Annotated in this window: 18 protein-coding genes; 2 read left to right on the forward strand and 16 right to left on the reverse strand. The window is 62.9% G+C overall.

All coding sequences use genetic code 11. The annotated features are described in order from the left end of the window. Nucleotides 1–4 precede the first annotated feature (4 nt). The 8 genes from NQ018_RS02655 to NQ018_RS02690 all read right to left on the reverse strand — a co-directional run bounded on the left by NQ018_RS02655 (nt 5) and on the right by NQ018_RS02690 (nt 7,929). Entirely contained in the window at nt 5–2,338 is a 2,334-nt protein-coding gene (locus NQ018_RS02655) for a heavy metal translocating P-type ATPase (RefSeq protein WP_373566885.1), read from the reverse strand. A 272-nt stretch (nt 2,339–2,610) separates the two neighbouring features. Next, nucleotides 2,611–2,994, reverse strand: a complete 384-nt coding sequence (locus NQ018_RS02660; protein ID WP_257058174.1) for a hypothetical protein — start codon at nt 2,992–2,994, stop codon at nt 2,611–2,613. Nucleotides 2,995–3,021: 27 nt separating this feature from the next. Then, on the reverse strand, nt 3,022–3,537 hold the full coding sequence (locus NQ018_RS02665; protein ID WP_257037428.1) for a hypothetical protein: 516 nt from the start codon (nt 3,535–3,537) through the stop codon (nt 3,022–3,024). Further along, complete coding sequence (hemB, locus tag NQ018_RS02670) at nt 3,534–4,550, reverse strand: porphobilinogen synthase (RefSeq protein ID WP_257058176.1); 1,017 nt, start codon at nt 4,548–4,550, stop codon at nt 3,534–3,536. The genes NQ018_RS02665 and hemB overlap by 4 nt, the downstream gene beginning before the upstream one ends. Continuing rightward, nucleotides 4,547–5,353: a uroporphyrinogen-III synthase gene (locus tag NQ018_RS02675; RefSeq protein ID WP_257058178.1), complete on the reverse strand. Its 807-nt coding sequence runs from the start codon at nt 5,351–5,353 to the stop codon at nt 4,547–4,549. The genes hemB and NQ018_RS02675 overlap by 4 nt, the downstream gene beginning before the upstream one ends. A gap of 5 nt (nt 5,354–5,358) precedes the next feature. Next, nucleotides 5,359–6,252, reverse strand: coding sequence for a hydroxymethylbilane synthase (gene hemC, locus NQ018_RS02680; RefSeq protein ID WP_257058181.1), 894 nt, complete (start codon nt 6,250–6,252; stop codon nt 5,359–5,361). A gap of 14 nt (nt 6,253–6,266) precedes the next feature. Beyond that, nucleotides 6,267–7,583, reverse strand: coding sequence for a glutamyl-tRNA reductase (locus tag NQ018_RS02685; protein WP_257058183.1), 1,317 nt, complete (start codon nt 7,581–7,583; stop codon nt 6,267–6,269). 85 nt (nt 7,584–7,668) lie between these two features. Beyond that, nucleotides 7,669–7,929 (reverse strand): glutaredoxin family protein, encoded by a 261-nt coding sequence (locus NQ018_RS02690; protein WP_257058186.1) that lies wholly within the window; start codon nt 7,927–7,929, stop codon nt 7,669–7,671. 143 nt (nt 7,930–8,072) lie between these two features. Here NQ018_RS02690 and NQ018_RS02695 point away from each other — a divergent pair, with 143 nt between their 5' ends. After that, nucleotides 8,073–9,110, forward strand: a complete 1,038-nt coding sequence (locus NQ018_RS02695; RefSeq protein ID WP_257058188.1) for an HAD-IB family hydrolase — start codon at nt 8,073–8,075, stop codon at nt 9,108–9,110. A gap of 53 nt (nt 9,111–9,163) precedes the next feature. On the opposite strand, the gene NQ018_RS02700 is transcribed toward NQ018_RS02695, so the two are convergent. The 5 genes from NQ018_RS02700 to NQ018_RS02720 form a co-directional block, all read right to left on the reverse strand. After that, nucleotides 9,164–9,265, reverse strand: coding sequence for a 30S ribosomal protein bS22 (locus tag NQ018_RS02700; RefSeq protein ID WP_003402602.1), 102 nt, complete (start codon nt 9,263–9,265; stop codon nt 9,164–9,166). A gap of 233 nt (nt 9,266–9,498) precedes the next feature. After that, nucleotides 9,499–9,690, reverse strand: coding sequence for a helix-turn-helix domain-containing protein (locus NQ018_RS02705; protein ID WP_257037420.1), 192 nt, complete (start codon nt 9,688–9,690; stop codon nt 9,499–9,501). Between the two features lie 201 nt (nt 9,691–9,891). Beyond that, complete coding sequence (gene proC / locus NQ018_RS02710; RefSeq protein ID WP_257058190.1) at nt 9,892–10,710, reverse strand: pyrroline-5-carboxylate reductase; 819 nt, start codon at nt 10,708–10,710, stop codon at nt 9,892–9,894. Nucleotides 10,711–10,759: 49 nt separating this feature from the next. After that, entirely contained in the window at nt 10,760–11,554 is a 795-nt protein-coding gene (locus NQ018_RS02715; RefSeq protein ID WP_257058192.1) for an Rv0497 family membrane protein, read from the reverse strand. After that, the gene (locus tag NQ018_RS02720; RefSeq protein ID WP_257037417.1) at nt 11,551–12,513 is read right to left on the reverse strand and encodes a Ppx/GppA family phosphatase; all 963 of its coding nucleotides are present in this window, start codon (nt 12,511–12,513) and stop codon (nt 11,551–11,553) included. The genes NQ018_RS02715 and NQ018_RS02720 overlap by 4 nt, the downstream gene beginning before the upstream one ends. Nucleotides 12,514–12,546: 33 nt before the next feature. Between NQ018_RS02720 and NQ018_RS02725 the strand changes: the two genes are divergently transcribed. Then, a complete protein-coding gene (locus NQ018_RS02725) occupies nt 12,547–13,443 on the forward strand; it encodes a DUF3109 family protein (RefSeq protein ID WP_373566883.1) in 897 nt (298 codons plus the stop codon). A gap of 4 nt (nt 13,444–13,447) precedes the next feature. Here the strand turns inward: NQ018_RS02725 and NQ018_RS02730 are convergent, their stop codons facing one another. The 3 genes from NQ018_RS02730 to NQ018_RS02740 are packed head-to-tail and all read right to left on the reverse strand — an operon-like array spanning nt 13,448 to nt 16,158. Further along, nucleotides 13,448–14,137 (reverse strand): response regulator transcription factor, encoded by a 690-nt coding sequence (locus NQ018_RS02730; protein ID WP_257058196.1) that lies wholly within the window; start codon nt 14,135–14,137, stop codon nt 13,448–13,450. 2 nt (nt 14,138–14,139) lie between these two features. Continuing rightward, nucleotides 14,140–15,366, reverse strand: coding sequence for a sensor histidine kinase (locus tag NQ018_RS02735; protein WP_257037413.1), 1,227 nt, complete (start codon nt 15,364–15,366; stop codon nt 14,140–14,142). A gap of 48 nt (nt 15,367–15,414) precedes the next feature. Continuing rightward, entirely contained in the window at nt 15,415–16,158 is a 744-nt protein-coding gene (locus tag NQ018_RS02740) for a phosphoglyceromutase (protein ID WP_257037412.1), read from the reverse strand. Nucleotides 16,159–16,189 lie beyond the last annotated feature (31 nt).

The raw sequence follows: 16,189 nt of genomic DNA on the forward strand, positions 1-16,189 counted from the left end.
TTCATCATGCCAGAAGTGCACGCGCACGCTGGGAACGGAACTCGATAGCAAGGGTGATGCCGAGCATACAGACTGTGGCGAGCATCGGATGCAGCACTCCCGCGACGGCCAGCACCAGCACCACGATGTGGTACACCCAGGCGGTGAGCAGGTTAATTTTCACAAGGCGCTGCAGGCGGCGGGCGAAGCGCACCAGCTTCGGTATGGGGGTCACTTCGGAGCCGAGAATCACCACGTCCGCGGCGAGCTGCTCCATTTCGCTGGGGTTCTTCACCTGCTTGAGCGCACCGGAGAGGATACCCACGTTGGCCACCTGGAAGCAGGCGTTCACGGAGGTGTCACCCACCATGGCCACCTGGGCGCCGTGTGCCCGCACACCGCGCACGGTTTGGGCCTTGCTCGCCGGCTGTACACCGGCCAGCACGTGGGACACACCCACGGAATCACCGTAGCGTCGGGCCACGGGGTAAGTGTCCCTGGAGAGCATCATGGTCTCCACGCCCAGCCCCTCAAGGGCATCCACGGCCTCGAGAGCGTCCGGCTTGGGATCATCATGGAGCGTCACGACGCCGCGGTCCACCCCCTTCCACCGGACCACCAGCGGGGAACCGCCCGCGACGGCCGCGGCCGCAAGGCGGCCTGTGAGGTCCGAGAGGTTCTTGGGCCGCCAAAGGATGGCCTCGGTGGGGCGTTCGTCAATGGTGATGGTGGCGTGGAAGTCACCCTCATCATCAATTTCCAGGTGGCTGGCCTCCAACCAGGTGGGGATGTTGGGGTCATGGACGGCGTCGCGCGATTCACGCGCGGCACGCACCAGGGCCCTGCTCACCGGGTGATCCGACTCCATTGCCAGGGCTGCCGCCACACGGATCACCATGTCTGGATTCTCTCCGCGCGCTGCAGTGATGCTTTCCACGTGCATTTCGCCGTCGGAAAGCGCCCCGACCCTGTTGAAGATCACGGTGTCAGCGCGAGACAGCGCCTTGAGCGCGGCGCCGTCGCGGATGAGCACCCCGGCGCGCGCTGCTCCCTCGATGCCCTGGCGCACAGCGATGGTTGCGGAGACTGCGATGGACAGCGGAGCCACCGCCCCGAGGACCGCCAGCGTGGTGGCGAAAGCCTGGTTGAGGTTATTCGTCACCAGCGCCCAGAGGGCGAAGTTCACCCCGGCCACAGTGAGTGAGATCGGTACCAGGTTGGATGCGGCACGGGTGGCAATGCCCTCCGCTTGTGTTTGGAAGTGTTGGGAACTGATGACCCAGTGCAGGACGGCCGCTACCCAGGTTCGGTGGCCGGTGTTTTCCACGCGCACTTTGAGTTGTGCGGTTTGGTTCAGGCTGCCCGCGAGCACGGTGCTACCTACCTTGGCCTCGTATTTGGGGATGCCGATCAGCCCGGCTTTGAGGGTAGAGGCGCCACCGATCACGCGGCCATCCACCGGCACGATGCTGCCTGCGGGCACTAGGACGTCGTCACCCACGTTCAGTTTCTGTAGCTTGGTGTGGGTGTGGGTGATTTCGCCGGTCTTGCGGTTTTTGCGCACCACCTCTACTTCCGTGGCGGGGTCGGGGCGGAAGCGGCGGAACTGCTCCACCAAGCTCACCCTGGACTTGCGCACGAACAGCCTGCCCGCCAGGAGAATGAGGGTCATGCCGCAGGCGACGTCAAAGAAGAGCACGCCGCCGGCGAAGCGGGTGGGGTCAATGGTTGTCCATAAGGGGTTGGCGCGGTACGTTGGCTCGCCGATCGCCGTGAACAGCATCATCACCACCGTCCACAGCCAGGCCGACATGATGGCAAGAGAACTCGGGGCATCCAGCGCAGACATGCCGCGGCGCCACCCCGCAATACAGGCGCGGTGGAAAGGCCATGCACCGTAAAACACCACGGGCATGCTGAGCACCATGAGGACCCACTGCCAATAGTCGAACTGCAATTGCTGGTAGAAGCTGATGAGCAGCACTGGCAGGGTGAACACCGCGCTCACCCAGAGGCGACGCTTGGTAACCAGGGCCCGGGCGGTGAACAGTACGTTGGAGACCTCCGCCTCACTCACTGCCGCAGGGGCGTGGCGCTGCACCTGCTCCGCCAGGGCTTTGGCCGCGTTGCGGCGTCGGTGCCGACGCAACGCTCTGGTGTGCCGGCCCTCTTCCACATCGGCCCACGCCATGCGTCGTTGCAGTGAGGACTCTGATAGCTGCGCTGGGACGCCGGCGGCGTCGAACACCGCGATGAGATCCCGCGGATCCACTTTGCCCGGCGCTGTCACCCACGCCATGTGGGTTTCATACACAATCTTGGCGCGCACGCCCTCGATTTCCTCCAGCGCCGCCTCGATCTCCCCGATGCTCGCCGCGGACTGCAGTTCACCGAGCCGGAAACTCCATGAGGTGGCACCGTGCTTTGCCCCGCCTGCGGTTTGAGCAAGGAAGGTCCCCGTGTCTACCCCGGCGCGCGCGGCAGCGGTTTTCGCCTGTTCGATGGCGGTTTCAACGGCAGCGTCAGCACCGACGGCAGTATTCGTGGCTGTGCTGGTGTTGGCGGTGGCTTGCGCGGCGTCCTGGTGTGGCTGTGCCTCGCCGCCAACGCGCGAGTCCTGGGCACCGTGATTCATGGGGTCTCCTGCAGATGGATGAGTTGTTGATAGCGCGCCACTGCGCCACTGTTCAGCAGTAGAGCTATGACCGCGAGCAGCAGGGCGTTGCCCACCAGCCACCACGATTCCACACCGAGGAGCACCGCGCTGAGGTTACCCACCATGAGCACCGCCGCGGGCACGAGGAATTTCCGGCCGGAGTGTGCGAGCTTTGTGGAAAGGGCGGCCACCATCACCCCACCGATGATGTTGAGCATCGCCACCGCTGCTCCAGCGTCAAAGCGCCGCGCGTGTGCGAGCAGCACCAGCCCGGAGAGCACCAAGGTAAAGGATGCCACCACTGCGCAGACTCGGGCTCCGCGCAGCGCAGCGGGGGCGGGGTGTTCGATGGGGCGCATGGTTTGCAATCGTAGCCCCAACACCTGCTACTTGGCGATCTCCCCCGTGTGCTTCAAAGACTCCTTCTTCAATCCGAAGCTCACCCCAAGAAGCGCCGCGGTGGCCACGGCGATCTGCACGCAGCCGTCGATGGCGTACAGCACAGTGGGAATGTCAGTGTTCGTCGGGGAGGCCACCAGCAGCAACACCGCGCGGATGCCAAAGTACATGCCAAAATAGGTGAGCACCCGTCGCGCCGTCGCGGAATGTTTCTTTCCGCCGCGGTACAGCCCCACAATCCAAGCCACCACGGCCAGGATCACCAGTGCAAGCCCGCCCATCGCCACCACAGAGAAGGTGTATGCCGCTGAAAGCAGCGCGGGGTCCGGCGTCTGCCCTTGTTCCGCGAGCAGCTTGGACATGGAGGCCTGCGCAGGACCGCGGTTGATCAGGCTCATCGCCACGCTCAGCCCCTGGTGCACCAGCTCCAGCCCGAGCGCTGCGATCCACGCGAGTACCGACGCTGCCACCGCCGCTGGGGCTATAGTTTCCCGCGCGCTCATGAGGAGGTGATCACCTTCGCTGCGTCCACTGCAAAGTACGTGAGGATTTGCTGCGCGCCCGCCCGCTTGATGCTGGTCAGCGATTCCATCATCACAGCCTCCAAGTCCAGCCAGCCGTTTTGGGCCGCAGCGTGGAGCATGGCGTACTCGCCGGAGACTTGGTACGCGGCAACTGGTACCGGGGATCGCTGGGCTACCTCGCGAAGAACGTCCAGGTACGGCATTGCGGGCTTGACCATCACAAAGTCCGCGCCCTCAGCAACATCGAGCTCCACTTCCAGTAGGCTCTCCCGGAAGTTGGCGGGGTCCTGCTGATACGTGCGGCGATCACCCTGTAATGAGCTTCCCACGGCCTCACGGAATGGACCATAGAAGGCAGAGGCGTATTTTGCGGAGTATGCCATGATGGCGACGTCGGAAAAGCCCTGCTCATCCAGCGCCTGCCGGATCACGCGGACCTGCCCGTCCATCATCCCGGAGGGGCTGATGATGTGGGCGCCGGCTTCGGCCTGGGCGATGGCCATGCGTGCGTAGGCGGTGAGAGTGGCGTCGTTGTCCACGATGACTGCGCCGTGACGGTCAGTGGAAAGGACGCCGCAGTGGCCGTGGTCGGTGAATTCGTCAAGGCAGGTGTCCGCCATGATGAGGACGTCGTTGCCGAATTCGCGGCGCAACTTCGCGATGGCCTCGTTGAGGATGCCCCGGCGGTCCCACGCCCCACTCCCCACGGCGTCTTTGTGCTCCTCGAGGGGCACGCCGAACAGGTCCACGCAGCGGATACCCACGCTCACCGCCTCATGGACAGCCTCCACCAGGGAATCCAGAGTGTGCTGCACCACCGACGGCATAGAGGAAATCGGGCGCGGCTCGTCAATGCCCTCCGCCACGAACATCGGCAAGATGAAATCGCTCGGGTGAAGGTGTGTTTCCGCCACCAAGGAACGCATCGCCGGGGTGCCACGAAGTCTCCTTGGCCTGCGCAAAAGCTCGCTTGAGACAGGTCGATCAGTCATGTGTTCTCTCGTTTCTCGATCACTTCTGGCGTGCTGTGCTTCGCGTGCGTGCGGGCGTAACTCGCGAGCGCCTCAACCAGCGTAGCGCCCTGCGCCACCTCCGGTACCACATCCACGCGCAACCCAAGATCCTGGGCTACCCGCGCACACTTCGGGCCGATGCACGCAACCACCACGCTCGGGTGCGGCTTGCCCGCCATTGCCACCAAGTTACGCGCGGTGGACCCAGAGGTAAAACACACCGCCTGCACCTTGCCGGATTGCCAGGCGGCAACAAACTGCGCGCTCGGCGGCGGCGCGGGCACCGTATGGTACGCCGGCACGTCCACCACCTCCCACCCCTTCGCCTTAAGGCCGGTGGGCAACTCCTGCGTGGCAATGTCCGCACGCGGCAGAACCACCAACCCCTTCCCGTTCCCATGAGGGAAGGCAGCCACCACCCCCGAGGCGTCCTGGCACTCCGGGGCAGGCATGAGGTCCACGGGGATGCCGTGGGCTTGAAGGGCCGCGGCCGTCGCCGGCCCCACCGCAGCCACCCTCATGGACAAATGTGCTACATCTCCCCCGGTGAAGGCGCGCAATACGGGGAGGGTGAATTGCACCGCGGTGGCGGAGGTAAACACCACCCAATCCGGCCTGCTCATGAGCGCGTCCATGAGGGGGGATTCGGCTGCGGGGGTGAAGGTGATCGTCGGTACCAGCTCCGGAACTGCCCCCAGCCGCTCGAGCATAGCGGCCATCTCCCCCGCCTGGCCCTGCGCGCGTGGCAGCACCACGCGCCACCCATGTAGCGCTTGGCTCATGGCGATCAATTCAGGATGTCTGCCGCGCCTAGCGCCAGCAGTGCCTCGGCGACCTCTTGGCCGATCGCCTCCGCCTCTGTGGCTGGGCCGCGCTGGGAATGCACGAGCTTGCGGGTGCCATCCAGCGCGATCACCGCGGCGGATAGCTCCAGCTCATCGCCCTCAACAATGGCATGGGCAGCAACCGGTGCAGTGCAGCCGGCTTCCAGGGCGCGCAAGACCGCGCGCTCAGCGGTGGCGCTGCGGGCGGTGGCGGCGTCGATAAGCGTTTCCAGGGCGGCACTGGCCTCCGCATCATCGACGCGACACTCCACAGCGAGCGCGCCCTGGGCGGGTGCGGGCAGGAAGTTCTTGGGGTCGAATACTTCAGTGGCCTCGGCTTCTCGGCCGACGCGGCACAGGCCGGCGTAGGCGAGGACGACGGCATCGAGTTCCCCGGAGGTGACTTTGGCAATGCGGGTATCAATGTTGCCGCGGATTGGGACGCACTCCACGTCGGGGCGCAGCGCCTTGATCTGAGAGATGCGCCGTGGCGCGCCCGTTCCCACCTTCGCCCCTTGCGGCAAATCGGCCAAGGTAAGGCCGTCGCGGGCAATCAGGCAATCGCGGGCGTCGGCACGCTGCGGCACCACCTGTACGAACCTGGGGTCCGGCGCCGTTGGCAAGTCCTTCATGGAATGCACCGCGATGTCGCACTCGCCGCGTTCCAGGGCATCGCGCAGCGCCTGCGTGAACACACCGACGCCGATGCGTTCCACGGGAGCCATGTTGACGTCTCCGGGCGTGGTCACGATGTGAATTTCCGCGCTCACTCCGTGCGCCGCCAGGTCAGCAATCACATGCCCGGATTGGGTGGTGGCAAGCAGGGACCCACGAGTCCCCAACGCAAACGTGCGCACGATGTGTTCTCCTCCTATTGTTCTGGTGCCGGCGATGGATTCGCTGAGGCCGGAATGGAAACCGCAAGCCCAAACAGTTCCTGCAAGGCGGTGTCATAACTCACCGTGCCCGAGTTCGCCGCGAGCTCCTTGACCCGCACCGTCGGCTGGTGGAGCAACTTATCCACAACCCGGCGCAGGGTGCGAGTGACCTCCTCGAAGTCCTCATCATCCATGCTTGGGGTTCGGCTGCGCAGACGCTGCAACTCCTGATCCACCAGCCCCGCCGCATGCTGGCGCAACGCCGTGACCGCGGGAGCCACGTCCTTGATGCGCTGCGCGGAAGAATACGCGTCCAACTCCTCGGCAACGATCCGGTGCGCCTCCGCGTCAGACAAGGAAGGGTCCTGCTTCTTGATCGCATGCAGCTTCTCAATGTTGACGAGCTGCACCTGATCCACCATCATCACGTCATCCGAAATATCCCTGGGCATGGACAGGTCAATCAGCATCATCGGGTGCCCCGGAGTAAGGTCCGACGCCTCAATCGTATAGGTATTCGCACCGGTGGCACTCACCGCGATGTCCACCTCACGCAGCGCCTCATTGCGGGACTCAAAATCCACCACCTCGGCAGCCACCCCCGCCTCACGGGCGTGCTCCGCCAAGCGTTCCGCGCGCGAACGCGTCCGGTTAGCCAGCACCAAGGTCTCCACCCCCAGCCGGCCCAAGTGGGTGGCCGCCAAAGACGCCATCGCACCTGCACCCAGGACCAGTGCTTTCTTTCCAGCCAGCGGCGCCTGCTCATGAGGAGGCAGTCCCATGAGCGGCAGCGCCTCATCAAAGGCAAAAGACACCATCGACGCCCCCGCATCATCAATATCCGTCTCGTGATGCACACGCTTTCCCGCGTGCAAGGACGCCTGCACCAACCCATGCAGCGCCGGGCCAACCGTGCCGACGTCGGTGGCCTCCTGATACGCGGTGCGCACCTGGCCAATGATTTGCTGCTCGCCGACCACCATGGAGTCCAAACCAGCGGACACCGTCATCATATGCTCCGCCGCAGCATCCGCATAACGGACATAGAGGTAGCCCCGAAGCGTTTCAATATCCACCCCCGAAATGTCATGGAGTACATCCACAACCTCATTGACCCCCGTATGGAAACTGGAGGCAACTGCATACACCTCAAGGCGGTTGCAGGTGGAAATGATCATCGCTTCACTCAAGCTCGGTTGCTTCACCAAAGCGGAAGTGGCGCTGGTGCGAACGGCATCGTCCATGCTCAGTTGCTCGAGGAGGGTCACCGGCGCCGACCGGTGGGACATCCCCACCACCAGAACACTCACCTGATCCAACACCCTTCCACTATCAACCTTTTGGTTGAAATGATGCTATACCTCGTAACGAACACACGCTACCGCGTACCCCCCTTCAGGACAACAAAGCCTTGGCTAACTCCTCATTGTCCACTTCCCAGCACGCAAACTCCTCCCCGTCAATCACCACCACCGGTACGCGGTCCCCAAACTCCGCCTCCAAATCCGCCGAGTTCTCCACATCCACCACCTGCAGCACCGCACCTGAACGAGCAATCACAGGGGCGATCTGCTCCGCAACACGGGCGCAGGAGCCGCAGGAGGGGCGGGTCATGAGTTCTACGAGTTTCACCCACGCAATCCTACCTCCCCTCATGAGCAAGTTTGAAGGTGTAGTTCAACTTGAAAAGTGTTCATGAGGGGAAGCGAGCGCGGCGGCGCGGATGGTGGCAAACTTGTTGGCAGCACTTGACCACCCCTGCACCTGACACTCAACTTTGCAAAGGTAGCTTGAAGCACGTGAGCGAACACTCCCCCTCTTGGCACCACACCCCCCAGGACTTCCTCGCCGGTTGGTCGGCCACCCGCGGCAACTTGCGCCGCTTCCTTGAGGAATACGCGCTGCCGCCCGTCGATGATGCAACGCAGCGTGAGGCTGGTGAGGCCGCCGCTGCCGTCGCCGCCGCGGAACTTTTTGGCTTGGACCTCGCGCAGTACACCTCGGGACTTGACTCCGTGACCGGCTCCATAGAGGCCGCGGGCACGCTCCACGTGAACACCCCGGACCCGGAAATCATCCAGGACGTGGGCGCCGCGGCGTTCTTTGACATTGACAACACCCTCATCCAGGGCTCCTCGCTGATCGTCTTCGCCATCGGCCTGGCCAAGAAGCGCTACTTCAAATTCTCGGAGATGCTGCCGGTGATGTGGAAGCAGATCAAATTCCGGGTCACGGGCGCGGAAAACGCCGCCGACGTCGCCGAAGGCCGCCAGCAGGCCCTCGAGTTCATCAAGGGCCGCAAAGTGTCCGAGATCAATGAACTGTGCGAGGAAATCATGCAGTCCAAAATGTCTGAGCGTCTCTGGCCGGGCACAAAATTACTTGCCGACGAACACATCCAGGCAGGGCATCAGGTTTGGCTGGTTTCTGCAACGCCCGTGCAGCTCGCCCAAGTGATGGCGAAGCACCTGGGATTTACGGGTGCCCTGGGCACCGTAGCCGAGGTGGAAGACGGTGTGTTCACAGGCAGACTGGTGGGCGACATTCTCCACGGCCCCGGCAAGCGCCACGCCGTAGCAGCCCTGGCCACCCTGGAGCGCCTGGATCTGCAGCGCTGCACCGCCTATTCGGACTCCATCAATGACATTCCGATGCTTTCCATGGTGGGCACCGCCATTGCAGTGAACCCTGACCGACAGCTTGCCAAGGAGGCCAAGGCGCGCGGCTGGCGGGTGTACGACTATCGCTCCATCCGCAAGGCCGTGCGCACCTTCGGTATGCCAGCACTGGCCACCGCCGCCCTGAGCTTCGGCGGCTGGCGGGCACTCAAAAACTAGCGGAAACACAAACGCCGCCCAGAAGGGAGAACCCTTCTTGGCGGCGCGATGTGTTACTTGCCCAACTTACGACGCTGCACACGAGTGCGGCGCAGCAACTTGCGGTGCTTCTTCTTGGACATGCGCTTGCGGCGCTTCTTGATGACAGAACCCATTCTAGGTTTCCCTCGCTTCTTCGTTGGTGTACGTACTTCCCTGCCAGCCGAAAACTCCTCTCACCTGCAACCCGAAGTGCACGTTCAGTGATGCCAGTGATGCGCGGTGCGCAAAATGGGAGAGGCGGCGACACGAATGGGATCAATCATACCGACCAGCAAATAGGATTAGCAAAAGCTCCCCTCATGAGCTCATGAGGGGAGCTTTTGCGTGTGGCATGGATCCTTGGAAACTAACCAACCTCGTAGTAGGAGGAATCCAAGTAGTCGTTCACCGCTTTCTCGTGAACACGGAAGCTCCGTCCAACGCGCACTGCTGGCAGTTCACCGGAGTGAACCAGGCGGTACACGGTCATCTTGGACACGCGCATAAGTTCTGCGACCTCAGCGACCGTCAGGAACGATCCATTTTCTTTATTTGCCATATTTCTTTCACCCTTCAGCAAGTGGCGCGCTGCAGGCTTCCCCTCCCGCAGAACAATCACGCACGTGCTCGCTACAGCCTAGCGTGAAAGGTGTGACTATTGCGACTCACGGGGTGCCAAATTTTTCACAAATGGCCAATTGTCACGCTTTTCACACCTGCAACGGCACCCTCACCAGCACCTTTGGTGTTCATGAGGGGGTTACCCCAATTCTTTATTCCTCCGCGCACACGCCTCCGCAGCCCGGTACACCGCCCCGCGAAGCCCCGACTCCTCCAATTCGCGCAGCGCCGCGATGGTGGTTCCCGCGGGCGAGGAGACGTTGGCCCGCAGTGTCGCTGGCTCCTCCCCCAGCTCCGCGAGCATCTTGCCCGCGCCGGCGGCGCTGGAGACCGCGAAACGCTTGGCGACGTCGCGAGGCAATCCCAACGACACCCCAGCGTCGATGAGGGCCTCGGTGAACAGGAAGTAGTACGCCGGAGCTGAGCCGGAGAGCGCCACCACGGCGTCCATCTCGGATTCCTCGATCACCGTAACCTCGCCGACTTTCTCCAGCAGCTCGGTGACAAGTTCCACGTCCTCCTCGCGGGCAAAGCGCCCAGGCGCCACGGCAGACATGCCCGCCCCCACGAGCATCGGCGTATTTGGCATCACGCGCACCACCGGCGAGCCCGCGGCGAGCACCTCCTCCATGGCGGCGTTCGTCACGCCCGCGGCCATGGACACCACCACGGTGTTGGCGTTGTTGTCGATGGTCTGCGCAACCTCCTCCAACAGGCCCACGATCTGCTTGGGCTTGACGCAGAGGAAGACCACGTCGGCGTCGCTGGCAGCGCCGTTGTTGTCCGTCATGGGCACCACGCCGTAGCGCTCTTCGAGTGCCTGCCCAGTGGCCTCGGTGCGGTTGGTCACGTGAATGTCCTTAGGATTCACGCCGCCAGCCACCAGGCCCGCGATCAGCGCCTCGCCGATCTTCCCGCCGCCGAGGATTGCAATGGACAAAGAAGTTGCAGATGTCATGGAATCCACCGTAGCGAAAAGCAAACGGCGCCGTCGGCAAGAAGTGCGATCAGACCACCAATGCGGGCCCGAAGGTCATCAACAGGCCAGCCACGGCGGCGAGCACCTTGTTGAACTTGTCATTCTCCGTGCGCATCACATGTACCACACCTACATAGGCAGCCACTACGAATAGCGCGAGCACCACAACCACTGGCGTGTTCAGATTGCCCCACAGCCACTCGAAGACCTTGAACACGGCGGCACCGAGGATCGTACCCACCGCGGCCATCAGCAGAACCACACCGAGGGCGGGTTTTTCTGGGGCAGCGGTTCCGACGTCGGCAGCCCCCTCATGAGCATCAAGGTCCGCTGCGGCGTCGCCTTCCTGCTCAGCAGGAGCGGGCTCGTGCACGGCGGTGGCGGCTGGTACCGGAGCTGGAGTCGGAGTGGGGATGGGAGCTGGGGTTTGGGTTGGCGCTGGAGTTGACACCGCCTTGAAGGAGCCGGTGGTCAACCGAACGGGATCTTTTTCATCCACGACAGAAAGCACGATGGTTTCGTCGTCAGCAACCTTCGAAGGCGCCTTTTCCGGCTCCGCTGGTGCTACTTTGGCTGCGTTGAACGCCGGCTTCGGATTTGGTGTGGGCTTGGGTTCGGCGTGCTCCTCATCGATGGGATGGCTGGAGTGCTTCGATTCCGCCGGCTTTGCGTCCACCTTGGGAATGTTGCCCGTGAGCTCCGCTACGGAAATGCCGCCTTCTTCGAGGCTACGGCGCCGGCGTCGGCGGGTCGACTCCCCCTCGCCGGCCGCCTTGCCGGACCGAGCCAGCAGCTCGGCAACCGTCAGTTGCTTCTCGGTCATGCCTCGGTACCTCCTTGATTGTCCAATACAGTATCTAACCCTTGCTCCATTCGGCGCAAAATCACGCCCTCGCGCAACGCCCAAGGGCAAATCTCAAGCCTTTCAATCCGCAGCGCACGCATAGCCGCCTCCGCGACCAACGCACCCGCCACGATCTGATGAGACCGGCTCGAGCTCACTCCCTCCAATTCTGCCCTGTCTGCAGCCGTCATGCGGGAAATAAACGCGATAAGCTGCCGCAAACCTGGCGCAGTGAGCGTGCGAGTCACGTATGGGCCTTCTGATGAGGGGGCCGCGCCGGTGAGGCGTGCAAGCGTCCGGAAGGTCTTGGACGTGCCCGCCGCAACGCGCGCTTCGCCGTGAGCCCGGATCCCCTTGGCCGCGTCGACAAGCTCCGCATCAATGTAGTCGCGCAGCAAGTTGATTTTCTTGCGCTCCGGCGGGTCCGTATCGAACCAGTTGTGCGTGAGCCGCGCCGCGCCCAGATCCAGGGAAAACGCGGCATCCGGCAGCTCCTCAGCACCAGTGGAGAGCTCCAGGGAACCGCCGCCGATGTCCAGGTTGATGATGCGACCGGCAGACCAGCCGTACCAGCGGCGAACCGCGAGGAAGGTCAGACGGGCCTCGTCGGGGCCGGAGAGGATCTCCAGGCGCACGCCGGTTTCCTGTTCCACGGTGTCCAGCACAGCGTCAGAATTCGTGGCGGAACGCACCGCCGACGTAGCGAAGGGCATCAGCTCCGCGCAGCCCAACTGCGTGGCAAGCTGAGAGGCTTCCGCAACAGAATCGACGAGCTTCTGCACGCCCTTGGCGTCGATCGCACCGTCCGCGTCAAGGTACTCCACCAAGCGCAGCGGGGTCTTCCAATCGCTCATCGCAGTAGGCCTACCGCCCTGCTTGGCATCGACCGCAACCATATGGACCGTGTTACTTCCCACGTCCAACACACCTAATCTCACGGTTTAAGGTTAGACGGTATAGCCTAGGAAAGTGTGAATCAGCCCAGCAAAAAAGCTACCCCCGCAAAGGTTTCCTTAGGATTTCCACAGGCTTCACCTGCGGGAATGTCCATTTTGAGCGGAGATGAAACACCGCCGGATTTTCCTCGCGAATGGTACGAATTCACCGACCCAGCAGACCCAGATCACCTCTTTGCAATCGATCTCACCTGGCTGGAATCACACTACGCCTGCCAATTTGGCACGAGCGCCTGCAAGGGCATCAGCGCCGAAGCCCCCGACGTAGGCTGCTGCGTCCACGGCGCCTTCCTCACCGATGAGGAGGACCGCGCCCAACTCCACGACGCCGTCACCCGCATGCCCGCCCGCTTCTGGCAACACCGCGACGCCGTCCTCGCACGAGCCACCCACGCCAATACCGCTGCAGACCTAGAGCCCTGGTTGGAATGGGACACCCTGGACAACGACGAAGGCGAGCCCGAACCCGCCCTCCGCACCTCCCTCATGAACAACGCCTGCGTGTTCGCCAACCGTGAAGGCTGGGAAACTGGCCCCGGCTGCGCCATCCACCAATGGGCTGTCCATGAGGGGGAAGATTTGACGGTGGTGAAACCCGAAGTCTGCTGGCAGCTCCCCCTCCGCCGCATCGAAGCATACGAAACCCGGCCCGACGACCACGAAATCCTCCGCACCACCATCACGGAATACGACCGTCGTGGCTGGGGCTCGGGCGGCGAGGACTTCGACTGGTACTGCAGCAGCGCACCCGGCTGCCACACCTCGGACAAACCGCTGTGGCAAACGATGCAAGCCGAACTCATCGCCCTCATGGGCAATGCGGGTTTCGACGCCCTCAAGGCCCATCTGTTGGCACGGCAGAGCAGGGGCGTTTCAGGTTTCGTGGCTCACCCCGCTGACCCGTGCTCATGAGGGGCTAGGCTTCGAACTTGTACCCCAGCCCACGCACCGTAATGAGGTTGATCGGGTGCTTGGGGTCCACCTCAATTTTGGAGCGCAGTCGCTTGACGTGGACGTCGAGGGTCTTGGTGTCGCCAACATAGTCGGCGCCCCAGATGCGGTCAATGATCTGGCCGCGGGTGAGCACCCGCCCAGAGTTTCGCATGAGGTATTCGAGGAGGTCGAACTCCTTAAGCGGCATGGCCACCTCCGCGCCGTCCACGGAAACGGTGTGGCGCTCTACGTCCATCCGGACACGGCCACCGGCCAGGATCTGCTCCTGTTCTTCCTCATGGACAGGTACCTCGCCTCCACGGCGCAGGACAGCACGCACACGGGCGATAAGCTCCCGGGAGGAGTATGGCTTGGTGACGTAGTCGTCGGCCCCCAGCTCTAGGCCTACAACCTTGTCAATCTCCGAGTCACGGGCGGTCACCATAATGACCGGGACATGGGACACGGCACGCAGCCGCTTGCAGACGTCGGTACCTGACATCCCCGGAAGCATGAGATCGAGCAGCACGATGTCTACCTCATTGCGCTCGAATTCGATGAGGGCGGTGGGGCCGTCGCCGGCGACGATCACCTCAAAGCCCTCTTTTTTGAGCAGGAAGGCAAGGGGATCAGCGAGGGACTCTTCATCCTCGACGAGCAGAATGGTGGTCATTGCTACTTGTCCTTTCGGCGCGCGCCCACCGCGCGCAGGGTGAGGTCAGGCTCAAGCGTGGGGCGCTCAGGCTCAGTGGTGGTGTTGGAACGATTGTAGATGGGCAACTCGATAGTAAATGTAGAACCAGTGCCGAGGCGAGACCAAAGCTTGATATCTCCCCCGTGATTCGCCGCAACGTGCTTCACAATGGCAAGGCCCAGACCCGTGCCGCCGGTAGAACGCGAGCGGGCCTTATCCACACGGAAGAAGCGCTCAAACACGCGGTCCTGGTGCTCCGGGGCGATGCCAATGCCGCGATCAATCACCCGTATGAGCACAAGCTCATCATTGACCACCTTGGTGGACACAGAAACCGGCATTGAGGTGGGCGAATAGTTGATGGCATTGCTGATGAGATTGCTCACCGCGGTGATGAGCAACGAGCGGTCCCCCAGCACACTCACCCCGCCACCCCGGCGCCCCCTCAGCAGCTCGATGCCGGCGTTGTCCGCGGCGAGCTTGTTGCGGTTGATGGCCTCATCCACCACCTCATCGAGCTTGACCTCCTCCATGTCCGGCAGCGCCTCGGCGCCCTGCAGCTTGGACAGGGAGATGAGCTCGTTGATCATGTCCGCGAGGCGGTGGGCTTCCTTGTTGATCCGGTTGCCAAAGTATTCCACCTGCTCACGATCATCGGAGGCCTCCACGATTGCCTCCGCGAGCAACGCCATGCCCCCAACTGGCGTTTTGAGCTCATGAGAGACGTTGGCAACGAAGTCTCGCCGCGCAGACTCCATACGGCGCGACTCCGACTCATCCGTGGAGTACACCACCACGAAGCGGTCATCAACGAGGGTCAGGGGCTTCACGACGGCGCGTACGCTCGTAATCCGCTGGCCCACCCGGCGATGTGCGGTAGACATTTCCAAGACGTGGGTTTCCTCGTCCTGGAAGGACTGTCTCGCTGCCTCCCACACCTGCTCGTTGATGGTGCGTTCATGCACCACGCCCATCTCGTGGGCTCGGGCGTTGGAGAGAAGCACGGTCCCTGTGCGATCCACTACCGTCACCCCTGTTGGCGAACCCTGCACCGTCAGGTGCAGCATCTGGGAGACGGTGGTGACTTGGTTTTCAGTGAGCGTTGCCGCCGCGCGGTACCTGCGCAGTCTGCTCCGGAACCACTGAAACGTAGGTAGGGCGAGGCCCATGAGGACCACGCCCAACAAGAATGCGGCGAAAACTGCCACTGTTATCGGCTACCAGCTATCGGCTATCGGATATCAGCAAGCCAGGACTTACTTACCCTGGGCGGCTACCGCTGCGGCACCAGCTGCTGCGGCCTCTGGGTCGAGGTAGGTGCCACCTGGGTTGAGTACGGTGCCTTCGGCGTCGAGCTCATACACCAGTGGAATACCGGTTGGGATGTTGAGCTCTGCGATGTCCGCATCAGAGATGTTGTCCAGGTGCTTGACCAGCGCGCGCAGGGAGTTGCCATGGGCCGCGATCAGCACGGTCTCGCCGCGCTTTGCGCGTGGCAGGATCTCTTCCTCGAAGTAAGGAACGAAGCGCTCCACTACGTCCTTGAGGCACTCGGTCTGTGGTACAGAGTCCAGGTTTGCGTAGCGGACGTCGCCGGCCTGGGAGAACTCGTTGTCATCCTCCAGCACTGGCGGTGGGGTGTCGTAGGAACGACGCCACGCCATGAACTGCTCCTCGCCGAACTTCTCCAACGTCTCGGCCTTGTTCAGGCCCTGAAGCGCGCCGTAGTGGCGCTCGTTGAGGCGCCAATCGCGCACCACTGGGATCCAGTGGCGGTCAGCGGCATTCAGCGCAATGTTTGCGGTGCGGATAGCACGGCGCAGCAGGGAGGTGTACACCACCTCAGGAAGCACGCCGGTTTCCTTCAGCAGCTCGCCGCCACGCTTTGCCTCTGCCTCACCCTGTGCGGTGAGATTGACGTCCACCCAACCGGTGAACTGGTTGGAAGCGTTCCATTCGCTCTGGCCATGGCGGAGAAGAATCAGTTTTCCTTGAGTCATGCCCACAAGTTTGCCATCTTTTCGCACCCGC

The organism is Corynebacterium kozikiae (genome assembly GCF_024580965.1).
Taxonomy (GTDB): domain Bacteria; phylum Actinomycetota; class Actinomycetes; order Mycobacteriales; family Mycobacteriaceae; genus Corynebacterium; species Corynebacterium kozikiae.